The following is a 12,019-nucleotide window of genomic DNA, read 5'->3' on the forward strand; positions in this document are numbered from 1 at the left end:
TTTTGATTTAAAAAGGTTTCACAAAAAATCTGGTACCTTTTAAAGATAGAAATCCATCTATAAAAAGTACCAGAAAAATCAAAAATCATGAAGTTTATCTTGTTGATGTCGAAAATCGAAGGTTTCTTTATTAAATGGCAAACGGAAAGTCCCTTTATAATCTACAGCAATTCTTGAAGTTAACTCAACAATCAGTCCCTCAGTAGTAATCGTTCGGCTGGTGACTTTCATTGCAGCACTATTTTTTTTAAGATGAAAGACTTGCGCATCTTGCTCCGAGAGATTTACAGCTTCAAAACTCGTCAAACTATGAGAGATATAATAACCAGCATCAATCAATAGTTTCTGAATCGAACCTTTCCCCATCTCTTCATCAAAATAAGGAAATACTTTTTTAGGAAAAATCGACTCTTGGATCTCCGTTACCTTTTGATCAAGAATGCGTAGACGCTTCAATTCCCAAACAGATCCAATCAATTGGGCATCAAAGATATTCGCTTCTCTTTTTGTCATTTCTCGTTCTTTTAATAAAAGGACTTTTGATTCTATTTGATTCGACTTTTTTTCAGTTACCGAGCTGTAGATCAAGCTTGGGTTTACTTTTGTCTTCTTGATTAGATAACCTTTTTTAGGGACAGCTTCCAAAACACCTATATCGATCAATTTTTTTAACGCTTTTCTAACAGTATTTCGCGATACTTCATATTTTTCCGAGAGATTTCTTTCTGAAAGAATTTTTTGGGAGGGTTTGCTCTTCTTTTGATAGATTTTGCTTAATAAATCCTCCACAATAAACTCAGCTTTACTCATTCTTTCCCCCCTTTTTTTCAGACTATAGCTTCCTTCAAATTTTAGCATTAATCTTTGTCAATAAACCACCTACGATTTTTTTAACCTACAGAAATTTTCCTACCTCTCCCATCTGTGAATTTGAATTTTTTTTAATCCTAGACTGCTATTTATTAAATTTCTCCTCATTTATGTTTTTTGTTTCACAAACTTCACTTCGGTATGGTATAATCATTTTGTTTTTAAGAAAACTATGGGAATACAAAGGAGAAGGAAACATGAAAAAAACTAAAATCACTTTAATCGCTGCATCATTGCTTATGGGAGGCACTCTTTTAGCTGCATGTAGTTCAGATAACGATACAGCTGCAAGCTCATCATCATCAACAGCAGCTTCAACTGCTGCATCAACTGAATCATCAGATGACGTTGTTTCAACTGCTTCTATCAGTGACCAAACTTCAGTGATCGAAAAAGCATTGAGCGCAGATGGTAACTGGATCGTTGCTGTAACTGGCGACATGACATTTGATAACGATGTAACCGTTGATGGCGAATTCCACGACAAAGGTGACGACTCTGCTGATATCTACCGTAAATTTGCATTGTACTCACAAGATGAAGACCGCAACGTAACAGCTGAATACACAGTAACTGTTCCTAAATTGATCGTTAACTCAGAAAACTTCAACATCGTTCACGGTGTAATCAAAGGTGACGTTAAAGTGAATGCTAACGGCTTTGTATTGAACGGTGCAAAAGTTGAAGGTAACGTAACATTCACTTCAAAAGAATTCCAAGATTCAGCAACACTTGACGAAGATGGCGCTTCTGTAACAGGTGACGTAACAGTTAGCGAATAATCTTTCACTGGATTTCTGTGAAATAGATGAACAAAAAACGAGGTTGGCAAGTTGATCATTGATCCCTTGCCAACTTTTTTTGTTTTTTTATAAACAATTGCATCCGCTCTCATTACTAACATTGTGTAAGTAAGAACAAAGCTCAAGAAAAAAACTGGCTTGCTTACGCAAAACCAGCTTCTTCTTTAGACGCTTATTCTTCAATAACTGCCCACTTGTAATCGTATTGCGCACCGGCACCGTGAGAAACGACCCCTTTTACTTTTGGTGCACGTAAATGAGCTTCAACGTTTTGGTACACAGGGATAACCCCTTGTTGATCCATAATGATTTTCTCTGCATCCAACAGATCTTGCCAGCGGGCATCTGGATTGCCAGCATTTGTCGTGGCAGATGATTTCACTGCTGCATCGTACTCCTCACTTGTCCAACGACCCCGGTTGTATGAATTATCGGTTACAAATAGATCTGTAAAACTGCTGGCATCCGCATAGTCAGCACCCCAGCCACCCATAACGACATCAAAATCACCTGAGTTTGAACGATCAAGACGAACAGAGAAAGGTACGGGACTTAGGCTAACTTTCACCCCATCAAGCGTATCTTGAATCGCACTTTGAATATATTCAATGGCTTTTTTGGTTGAGTCTGTGTCAGAGGCCAAAATTTCAAAACTTAAAGAATCGATTCCCAAAGCCTCTTTGGCTTTTTCCCAATGTTCTTTGGCTTTTTCTTGATCGTATTCAATGACACTTTCCGCTTCATCGACAAAATCAGTATTATCAGTTGGGTTAAAGGTCATTCCTTTTGGTATCAATCCTGTGGAAGCCAATGAGCCATCACCTAAAATCGATGTCACTAATGCATCACGATCGATGGCATAAGAGATTGCTTTACGCAGATCCTCATTGCGGAATGGCGAATCTTCTTCTCGCTGATTCAACTCGATATAGGAAGTACGGGCTAATGGTTCTGACACAAATGCTTCATCATTGGCCATTTGCTGCGCCAATTCTCCTGTTAAGATGACGTCGTCCGCTTGCCCATCCTGGAATAGATTCAAGGAGGTCGATGATTCTTTTACGACGCTGACATTGATCGTATCAAGTTTCACTGTATCTTTATCCCAATATTGGTCGTTCTTTTCATATGACCATTCTGTATCGGTTCCTGGACCATCAAAGCCAGCTAACACAAACGGTCCATTGTAAACGGCATTGTCGCTTGTTGAAGCATATTGATCGCCGTTGTCTTCTACGACTGCTTGGCTTTGTGGGAAGAAGGATGGAAATGCCAATAAGTATTGGAAGTATGGCGTAGGTGTCGTCAGCGTGATTTCTAATTCATAGTCACTGACTGCTTTGATCCCCAATTCTGAGGCATCTTTATCACCTGCAGTTATCGCTTCGGCATTGGTTACGGGCGCAAATAAGTACGCATACTCAGAACCTGTTTCCGCACTTACAGTGCGTTGCCAGCCAAAGACATAATCCGCTGCTGTTACTGGTTCTCCATTTGACCATTTGGCATCTTCTCGTAATTTCAATTTATAGGTCAGACCATCTTCACTGACTTCCGCTAATTCGGCGGCACCTGCTGGTTCGGGCTTACTATCAGCATCTAAGCGGTACAACCCTTCATACACATTATTTAAAGCACTAAAACTGATCGTATCGGTGGCTAAGGATAGATCGGCACTAGGCATTTCTTGTTGAACCACAACATTAAAAATTTGTTCGGCAGCTGCTGTCCCACTACCACTTGAACTTTCACCTGTACTTGATGTCCCTCCTGTTGAGCAACCTGCTAATACGATTCCACAAACAGCGATGACACCATATCCCCATTTTTTCTTCATCTTACCTACCCCTTATAAAAATCCAAAATTTTCAGAATTATTACAAAACTCTGAATGTAAATAAGATTTTAATAAATATTAATTATAAAAGCAAGCTATTTTTCTCATTTTATTATTATTTATTTTTTATGTTAACACTGCATGTTATTATTTATGACACAAAAACAAAAAACACAAAGCGAAAGAGATCGCGCTTTGTGTTTTTTTATCTTTGGATAGAAGAGTGGATTACTCCATTTTATAGCTTTGACGCGTCACTTTACCATCTCGTACCGCAGCGATAATAGTTGGCACAGCCCCAATCGCCGTAAAGAGATAGACCAGACCTAAGTTCCCATAATATTGACTCGCTTCCAAATACCCTTCACGAATCAAATCAGGTAAAATACGGAAAGCATAGAAGACATCAACATCCGTGTAATAATTCGCTACACTGATCGACCAGTCGATACGATTCCCGACATAGACCATAATGATCATGACGATGATACTACTAATAATACCTTTTGTACTGAGTTTTCCACCTAATAATTCATACCCTTTGATGGCACAGATCGCCATTGCGATTCCAGACAATGCAGCAACATACCCCAGTTGTCCTAATAAAATAATTGCGCCAGCACCAATCAGTGAACCAAGAAACGCGCCCACTGTTCCAGCTAGCCAATTTTCTTTTTTCTGCCCTTTTTCCCGTTCTTGTGCAAGGACCGCTTCTTGTTGTTTCTTAAAGCAAGCTTCACAGGCAATGACGGGAGCGCCGCCAATCGCATACAGCGAAACCGGTTCAGTGACCGCGCCACAGAAGGTACAAGCATTTTGGAAGCCTTTATTCTTCAAAAAATTCGTCAACTGGTCCAACGCAGTACGGATCTTATCCACAGTTTTCCCTGCCGTCATCGCTCCGCGTAATGTATAGGCAACTTGATATCCTTGGATCACACAGTCGGTGATCTCTTTTGACTCACTTAAAACTTCTTTGACTTCTTCTTGGTTGGGAAGTTCCCCATCTTTGCTAAGTGAAAAATGGGCCACTAGCGAATAACTATTGTTATTCTCTTGAACTAAAAAAAGTTTATAACTATGATACGTTCCATAAATCACCCCGGTGGAAGTATCAACTGAGAGCCCCAACGGCTCGGCAAATTTGGTCAATGTCTTCTCGATCTTCTTATTCATTTTTCTCCTTCTTTCCAACAAACACTTACCTTTTTAGGTATAGCTAAAAGTTTAAGGAGAGTAGAAATGAAAGTCAATCAATTTGTTCAAAAAACCTAGTTTTTTTATCTATTCTGTAACAAATCGCCGCAATGCATCAGCAACCCCATGGTCTGTATTGCTAGCCGTCACAAAATCAGCTTTTGCTTTGACCAAATCGGGCGCATTCTCCATCGCAACACCGATACCAGCTGAAGCAATCATTGGCAGGTCATTAAAATTATCGCCGATCGCTAAGGTTTGCGCCAGCGGCACTTGGAAATAGGCCGCTAATTCATTTAGCGCCTTATCTTTTCCCACAGCTTGATGAGTGACTTCCAAATAATTCTCTTTGGATAAATAAAAGGCGCTTTCTAAAAATCCAGCGTTCTGGCAGGCAGCATGAAGCGCTTGGATTTCTGCCGTTGTGCCGATCAAAAGAAACTTATGAACCTCAAAAGCTTCTTGTGCCAACAGTTGTTCTAATGAAGTTTCCACAGGAGTCTCTTTGGTGATTGCCGCTTCTGCCTGTGCCCATTGGTCCACTCTTTCGCAATACCACTGATCACCAGAGTAGACATTGATGGAAACATCAGGAAAATCAGCTTTGATGCGCGCGACCAAAGTCTTTGCCTCTGCTTTTTTGACCTCATGACTGAAAATCGGTACCAGTGTGCCCTGTTGATCGTATCGTCCAATCAGGGCACCGTTGTAACAAGCCAAGGGCCAGTCTTCTAGCCCTAACTCTTGAGCTATCGGTAGCATTCCTTTCGGGGAGCGAGCGGAAGCCAAAACAAAAGGAACCGCTTGCTGCTTCAATCGTTTGATTTCTTCAATCAAATCCAGATCGATTTGATGCTTATGATCCAAGATCGTCCCATCAATATCACTTAAAATAAACCCTATCTGCTTTTTTTCCAAATAAACCATCCTTTCCCATTCCCCATCCTTTTTACGAAAGCGGATTGATCTATCGCTTTCGACCAGAATAAGCGCCATTTCCATAAAACGAAAACAACTTTCTTGTCCTTCTTTGCTTCCAGTTTACCATACTAGCCAATGAAAAAAGAGTGCGTCGCTGCACTCTTAGGAAGTATAGATATAAAACTCGATTTCCTTCTTGATCGGCTTTTTGATCCAGCGTTTCACAGCAGCTGCCCGCTTCAAGCCCATATGCTCATAAAAACCGTAATTACAGGTAGTATCGGTATAAAGGAAAAACGGAGCCGTTTTTTCCTGCTGGACCATCGCTAAAAAGGAAGTAAAGAGCTGCTTGCCTACACCCAATCCTTGTGTTTTGGGACTAACGGCAAACAAACCAACTTCGGTCTGAAAAGGAGTTTGTAAATCTTTCAACATCGCTTGATTTAACTCAACCACCTCTTTGGCATAATGCAGCAGCGTGTTTCTCCCTTCTTTCGTAAGCAGTAAGCAGCCAGCATGCCACATCGTTTTCCCCCAATAGTGCATTGGATGAAGCTTCTTCCCTCTTTTACTGTCTGCTAATAAGATACCGACAGCTTCACCATTAAAAAGAGCCACACGTGAATAGGTCGCACGGGCAAGTTCATAACACAAAAAGACATGAGCAAAGTGCTTGGCGGTCATCTTGTCAAATTGCTTGTCGTAGTTCCAGCTATCAATAATTACTTGCACAAGCGCAGGCAGATCTTCTCGTTTAAATGGTCGATATGTTACTTGTTTATTCATTCTATCTTCCTCCCAGTAGTTGACTATCCTTAGTATAAAGTTTACAGTAACTGTAAAGTCAAGGAGGAACGCCATGAAAACCAAATTAAAAGTATCGGAAATGGCACGCTTAGCGCGGATCAATCCTCGGACACTCCACTATTATGACGAGATTGGGCTATTTCAACCAAACAGCAAAGACGAGAACGGGTATCGGTATTATTCCCTTGATCAACTTTTGGATCTCGGATTGATCCTGTCATTGAAAGAATTATCGATGCCCTTAAAAGAGATCCAAACAGCGTTGCGGGGGGATGCCGAGACCATGAGAAACTTATTGGAAGCCAAGCGGCAAACCATTGATGAAAAAATTCAGCAGTTGACCAACATCAAAAAAATCATCGAACGAAAAGCGGCGGATTTGCACCTAGCTGTAGAAAAAACTTTCCCCTTCACCTTGAAGGAACAGCCAGAGGAATATTTCGCCCTTAGTCCTAGATTAAACGGTAGCAGCATCCCAGAGATGATCACCCAAGCCTACGACCTTTTGATGGCACAGCCTTATCTTTTCTCAAATAACGAATATGGTTTTATGATTCGGACGAACAAAGACGATACGCAAGACATCGACTACGTTTACGTGCGGCAAGAAGAACCACAACGTGCTTCCTTCGTGAAACCGGCAGGATACTATTTAACCGCCATTTATCAGGGGGATGACGAAGGATTGAAGCAGTTCTATCAAAAACTCAAGCAGCTGATTGCGACGCACCAATGGCAAATCGATGACTACTTCTATGAACGATCGATCCACGAAACGACCCTTAGCAACGAGCAAGCTTATTTGACAGAGATCCAAGTACGGATTTTATCTGAGGAATAAGGATCGTTCAAACAGCGTTGGAAAAGTAAATAAAAGACGCAACGACAACGAGCAGTTTCTTTCGCCTCGTTGTCGTTGCGCTTTATTTAAATCAAATGGTTTTCTTTCAACAGATCGCCAATGTAGGTATGTTCGGTTTTCTTAACGAAGCCTTCCAATAGTTTACGTTCGATAAATGGTAGCTCCATTTCCGTGATTTTTTTCTTATCGGTCAGATAATAGACAGCTTTGGCCAAAGTACGTAGATCATAAGCGGAAGCAAACACTTCTGGTACCCCGCGTTCCACAGCTAATAGCTGATAAACAGCCTCCATGGCGGTCCGAACGGAATATTCTGTTGTAAATACAGTGTCTCGTTCAGTCTCTGCGAAATTACCGATAAAAGCTAAGTTTTTGGAGCCATTTGGAATAACCAATGGCCGATCCCCTGGTTCACGCAGCATGAAGTAAGAAGTGATAAACGGCATGTAGACTGGAACTGCCACACTTGATTCTTTTGAAATGCGTTGGATTTCTGCTTCCGGCACACCTAAGTGGTACAGCAGTTCTTGCACGATTTCTTGTCCAGAACATTGTTCAATTGGTTTTTTGATGTAGTTTCCTGGCGTATTTGACAACAATCCATACACCCATGTGATCGTTTGTTGGTCTTTTTGTTCTTTAAAGTGCGGTTGGCGATGGGTCGCAAAGCTCATCATCCAATTGGAATCTTTGATGGTGATGATCCCGCCAGTGACGATTCTGCCTGTTCGCAACTTGCGATGGGTCAATTTTTCTAAATAAGGTTCCACATCAAAATTTTGCCAAGTGACGGTTGCCGACACAAACCAGCTTTCTTCAGGTAAGTTTTCATAAAAGACTTCTGGATGACCAAACTCAGGCGATTGCGCCGCCAAGTTTTTCCATAAACGCCAGCTGCCACCAGGTGCTTTTGAGATAGGCGCTGGGGTATAATGGTCCCCTTGCGTGGAACTTTCAGTGATCGATCCGTTGGTAACAAAGACCAAGTCATCTTCTGACAAAGGAATTTCTTCGATTGCCCCCGCTTTTTCTAGCACAAGTTTTTGAGCAACTTTTTCCTCGCCCACGATCCGAACATCGATATTGCTGACGGTGCATTCATATTGGAAATCAACTCCTTGTTCTTCCAAATAAGCAAGTAGTGGTTTGACCAATGACTCATATTGGTTGTAACGGGTAAATTTTAACGCAGTAAAATCAGGCAAGCCATCGATATGGTGCACAAAACGCAACACATAGCGGCGCATTTCAATCGCCGAATGCCATTTTTCAAAGGCGAACATCGTACACCAGTATAGCCAAAAATTGGATTCAAAGAATTCTTCGCCAAAAACATCTTCGATTTTTTTCCCGATCAATTGATCTTCTGAAGTCATAAATAATTGGGTTAATTCTTTTTGTGCTGTAGCAGACAAGGTAAATTCTCCATCATCTGCTGCTCGTTGGCCGCGATTGTGGATGATCCGACAGTTAGACGAATTTGGATCATCGTGGTCCAACCAGTAAAACTCATCTAGCACCGAAGCATCTTCCACCTCCAAAGACGGAATCGAGCGAAATAGATCCCACAGACACTCAAAATGATTTTCCATTTCTCGACCGCCGCGGGTCACAAATCCATCATGGGGAATGAATTTTCCGTCTAATGAACCGCCTGATAAAGAAAGTTCTTCAAGGACGTGGATTTTCTCACCCGCCATATGGCCGTCACGGATCAAGAAGACTGCCGCAGCAAGTCCTGCTAATCCCCCACCAACAATATAGGCTTCTTTCTTTTCGACATCTTTCGGTTTTCTGCTTCTTGCAAAAGCTTCGTAATTTCCGTTCGTATATCTCATGTAGATCCCTCCTAATATTGGTACGTTTTTATGGTATCAGTAACTATTTTTTTTGACAAAAATTTGTACCAGTAAAAACAAGTGATTTTGACAAATCGGCCTTTTTGTCAAAAAAACAGGGCAAAGACCCACCTTTTAGAGGATCTGCGCCCAGCACAAAAAGCGCCCCTAAGAAAACTGATTGCAGCTTTCTTAGGGGCGTTTCTAACAAAGGACAAACTCTTTGCCTTTTCAATGAAATATTTATTTCACACGTAGAGCGAAGCTAGCAGTCGAAAAGCCTGATTGTGCTTCGGTGACTGTATAACCCGTGCTTGGCGCATGGATATAGCTTGTATTACTGGTAGCGATCGCTACGTGGTAGGTATTCCCTTTTTGACCCCAGAACAGCAAGTCGCCAGCTTGTGCTTGCGAGACAGGAATGATCGTCCCTGCGCTTTCTTGTGGGACTGTCCAATCACCGATGTTTTTGCCCGTCACTTTTAAGAAGACGTAGCGTGTAAACCCAGAACAGTCGAAAACATCTGGTCCTTTGCCTCCCCATTGATAAGGAGTGCCGATATGTTTTCTAGCTTCTGCAACGATCGCTGCTCCATCCACGCTCATTGGAACATTGGTATTGCCTGCGTTGTTATTGTTGCCAGGAGTCGTTGCACTGACTTCTTTGACATATGCTGCAGATACCCAGCCACCCGTTGATAACTTATACCAAGTGGTATTGCCATTGACTGACGTGCCTTGTTTTTGAGCAACTGCTTTGAAGGTCGCATTGCTGCCCAAACTGCTGACTACACTTGCAGAAGTTGATGCATTTGAGCGGACATTCATACCAGTGGTTGTTTGGAACGTCTTATTGATGGCTTGCTCACTCGCATTGCTTGAGCCGTTTGATGAGCCAGTATTGTTTGAACCTGTGTTTGAATTATTGTTATTACTTGTATTTCCAGAACTAGACGTGACATCACGCACATATGCCGCTGTGATCCAGCCACCGGTCGATACTTTGTACCAAACATTGGTGCCGCCAACGGATGTGCCATTTTTCTGGGCAACGACCTTCACCGTCGTGCTGTTGCTTAGGCTGCCAACGACACTGCCGCTTGTTGACGCACTCGAACGAACATTTAATGCCGCTGTTGTTTTCACGTTCTTGCTGATAGCCGTTTCTGCAGAAACACTTGTATTGCCGCCAGAAGAACTATTGCCTGTGGAGCTACTGGACACATCTTTGACATATGCTGCCGTGATCCAACCGCCTGTGGACAATTTGTACCAAGTGGTCGTGCCATTCACCGATGTACCACTCTTTTGTGCAACGACTTGTACTGTCGCATTACTGCTCAAACCGCGTACGACACTAGAACTTGTCGTTGCATTTGAACGGACGTTCAATGCAGTAGTCGTTTTCACTGATTTCGAAATTGCTTTTTCCGATGAAGAAGACGACGAATTGGACGAGCCTGTATTGGCAGAAGAGGAGCCTGAGGTGCTCTTCACATAAGCCCCTGAGATCCAGCCGCCTGTTGATAGCTTATACCATGTTGTATTGCCATTCACTGAGGTACCGTTCTTTTGAGCCACCGCAGTGATTGTTGTATTTGCTCCTACACCACTTACGATAGAGGCACTTGTTGAAGCATTTGAACGAACATTCAGTGAAGCTGTTGTTTTAAATTGTCGATTGATCGCCGTTTCAGCTGACGATCTGGCAAGAGTAGCAGTTGTGTTGGTTGATGACGAAGCGTTCGTCGTTTCGGTCGCATGAGCAAGAGACGTAAAGACACCTGATGTTGATGCTAACGCTGCTGTGATACCCAATCCTTTTTGTACGAAAAGGGACCGTTTTTGTTTCACTAAACGCTTACGTTTGATTTTCCGAGATTCCAATAAAACACCCCCTGTACCCCATTTTAACAAAAATTAATATTTTTTGATATTGTTTTCGTTTTGTATTTTTTTACTTTACGTTTAATAAAACGTGTCATTTATTTTCCTGCGTTATTCTTTTTGATCACTTTCTCTTTGGTGTTGCTCAATGGCACTCTATTTACAAAGATTTCTATAAACTACAGAAAAACGCTATTTCATTCAACGTTATTTTAATTCGCGAATAAAAACAGGAATTTTTTTGCAAACAAACCCACTTTTTGAAAAACAAGACTGTTATTTGAATAACATTTCTTTTCTTATCCCATTCTTCAAAAATCGATACTAAAATCACCCATTTATCATTCCTTTTTTACACAAGGGATCCTGTGAAAAAGTTTTTTCAAAAAGAATGCTTCTTTCACCAGTGTGATCGACGCTATGATGAAATCCTGTTACATCGCTTCCAACTGGATACGAATTATTTGATAGAGAAGTCACTCACTTCTACCGAAAGAAATATTTTCACAATTTATTTTATTCAAAAGATTATAATACCAAGGATAAAACCAAGCATTTGCATGAGTTTGTGAAATCGTGCTATACTTAAAAAAAAAGGAAGAGGTGACCGAGTATGAAAACAAAGACGAAAGAAAAAGTTTATGCTGAACGACAACATAACTATAAAACGAAAAAAGAAGAGATTTTCAAAAAAGCCCTAGATTCCGTACAGACCACAGACAAGAAAAAAGAAGAACAGAAAAAGAAAGCGTAGACTCCTGCGTTTTCTTTTTCTGTTGATCTGTAAAAAGACGAGGCTTCGCCGAAGGGTTGCGAGTCTCGTCTTTATTGTAATCGAAAAAAAGCAGGCTATGATACTTTCTATCTCAACCATTGCCAAGTCACCTTGAAAATCACCGAATGACTACCATCAATGCAGTAAAGGGAAATACTTCCTCAAAGAAGCGACAGTTTCTTATTTCAACGGGGATCAAGCACAATATTTAGTAGGCGAAAA

Annotated in this window: 10 protein-coding genes; 3 read left to right on the forward strand and 7 right to left on the reverse strand. The window is 41.4% G+C overall.

The features are described from left to right. Positions 1-78: 78 nt before the first annotated feature. Entirely contained in the window at positions 79-858 is a 780-nt protein-coding gene (locus IAE45_RS12740) for a GntR family transcriptional regulator (protein WP_200125956.1), read from the reverse strand. Positions 859-1,067: 209 nt separating this feature from the next. Here IAE45_RS12740 and IAE45_RS12745 point away from each other — a divergent pair, with 209 nt between their 5' ends. Further along, a complete protein-coding gene (locus IAE45_RS12745) occupies positions 1,068-1,652 on the forward strand; it encodes a polymer-forming cytoskeletal protein (RefSeq protein ID WP_200125958.1) in 585 nt (194 codons plus the stop codon). A gap of 193 nt (positions 1,653-1,845) precedes the next feature. Here IAE45_RS12745 and IAE45_RS12750 read toward each other — a convergent pair whose 3' ends face one another. The 4 genes from IAE45_RS12750 to IAE45_RS12765 all read right to left on the reverse strand — a co-directional run bounded on the left by IAE45_RS12750 (position 1,846) and on the right by IAE45_RS12765 (position 6,414). After that, complete coding sequence (locus IAE45_RS12750; protein ID WP_200125960.1) at positions 1,846-3,510, reverse strand: peptide ABC transporter substrate-binding protein; 1,665 nt, start codon at positions 3,508-3,510, stop codon at positions 1,846-1,848. Positions 3,511-3,738: 228 nt separating this feature from the next. Beyond that, entirely contained in the window at positions 3,739-4,686 is a 948-nt protein-coding gene (locus tag IAE45_RS12755) for a hypothetical protein (protein ID WP_081118379.1), read from the reverse strand. 108 nt (positions 4,687-4,794) lie between these two features. Further along, a complete protein-coding gene (locus tag IAE45_RS12760; RefSeq protein WP_200125962.1) occupies positions 4,795-5,634 on the reverse strand; it encodes a Cof-type HAD-IIB family hydrolase in 840 nt (279 codons plus the stop codon). Between the two features lie 156 nt (positions 5,635-5,790). Next, positions 5,791-6,414 (reverse strand): GNAT family N-acetyltransferase, encoded by a 624-nt coding sequence (locus IAE45_RS12765; protein ID WP_200125964.1) that lies wholly within the window; start codon positions 6,412-6,414, stop codon positions 5,791-5,793. A 73-nt stretch (positions 6,415-6,487) separates the two neighbouring features. Here IAE45_RS12765 and IAE45_RS12770 point away from each other — a divergent pair, with 73 nt between their 5' ends. Then, positions 6,488-7,276 (forward strand): MerR family transcriptional regulator, encoded by a 789-nt coding sequence (locus IAE45_RS12770; RefSeq protein WP_200125966.1) that lies wholly within the window; start codon positions 6,488-6,490, stop codon positions 7,274-7,276. Positions 7,277-7,362: 86 nt separating this feature from the next. Here IAE45_RS12770 and IAE45_RS12775 read toward each other — a convergent pair whose 3' ends face one another. Next, positions 7,363-9,135, reverse strand: coding sequence for an oleate hydratase (locus IAE45_RS12775; protein WP_087627042.1), 1,773 nt, complete (start codon positions 9,133-9,135; stop codon positions 7,363-7,365). Between the two features lie 243 nt (positions 9,136-9,378). Continuing rightward, positions 9,379-11,022 carry a C40 family peptidase gene (locus tag IAE45_RS12780; RefSeq protein WP_077453567.1) on the reverse strand — a complete coding sequence of 548 codons (1,644 nt, stop codon included), beginning with the start codon at positions 11,020-11,022 and terminating at the stop codon, positions 9,379-9,381. 613 nt (positions 11,023-11,635) lie between these two features. Here IAE45_RS12780 and IAE45_RS12785 point away from each other — a divergent pair. Further along, positions 11,636-11,776, forward strand: coding sequence for a hypothetical protein (locus IAE45_RS12785; RefSeq protein ID WP_170920126.1), 141 nt, complete (start codon positions 11,636-11,638; stop codon positions 11,774-11,776). The last annotated feature ends 243 nt before the right edge of the window (positions 11,777-12,019 follow it).

The sequence above is a fragment of the Enterococcus sp. S53 genome, from assembly GCF_016516865.1.
GTDB lineage: Bacteria > Bacillota > Bacilli > Lactobacillales > Enterococcaceae > Enterococcus_D > Enterococcus_D innesii.

Bases quoted from the DNA above. Each gene is read 5' to 3' on its own strand.
- IAE45_RS12740 (WP_200125956.1), bottom strand. From the start codon at position 858: ATGCTAAAATTTGAAGGAAGCTATAGTCTGAAAAAAAGGGGGGAAAGA.
- IAE45_RS12745 (WP_200125958.1), top strand. From the start codon at position 1,068: ATGAAAAAAACTAAAATCACTTTAATCGCTGCATCATTGCTTATGGGA.
- IAE45_RS12750 (WP_200125960.1), bottom strand. From the start codon at position 3,510: ATGAAGAAAAAATGGGGATATGGTGTCATCGCTGTTTGTGGAATCGTA.
- IAE45_RS12755 (WP_081118379.1), bottom strand. From the start codon at position 4,686: ATGAATAAGAAGATCGAGAAGACATTGACCAAATTTGCCGAGCCGTTG.
- IAE45_RS12760 (WP_200125962.1), bottom strand. From the start codon at position 5,634: ATGGTTTATTTGGAAAAAAAGCAGATAGGGTTTATTTTAAGTGATATT.
- IAE45_RS12765 (WP_200125964.1), bottom strand. From the start codon at position 6,414: ATGAATAAACAAGTAACATATCGACCATTTAAACGAGAAGATCTGCCT.
- IAE45_RS12770 (WP_200125966.1), top strand. From the start codon at position 6,488: ATGAAAACCAAATTAAAAGTATCGGAAATGGCACGCTTAGCGCGGATC.
- IAE45_RS12775 (WP_087627042.1), bottom strand. From the start codon at position 9,135: ATGAGATATACGAACGGAAATTACGAAGCTTTTGCAAGAAGCAGAAAA.
- IAE45_RS12785 (WP_170920126.1), top strand. From the start codon at position 11,636: ATGAAAACAAAGACGAAAGAAAAAGTTTATGCTGAACGACAACATAAC.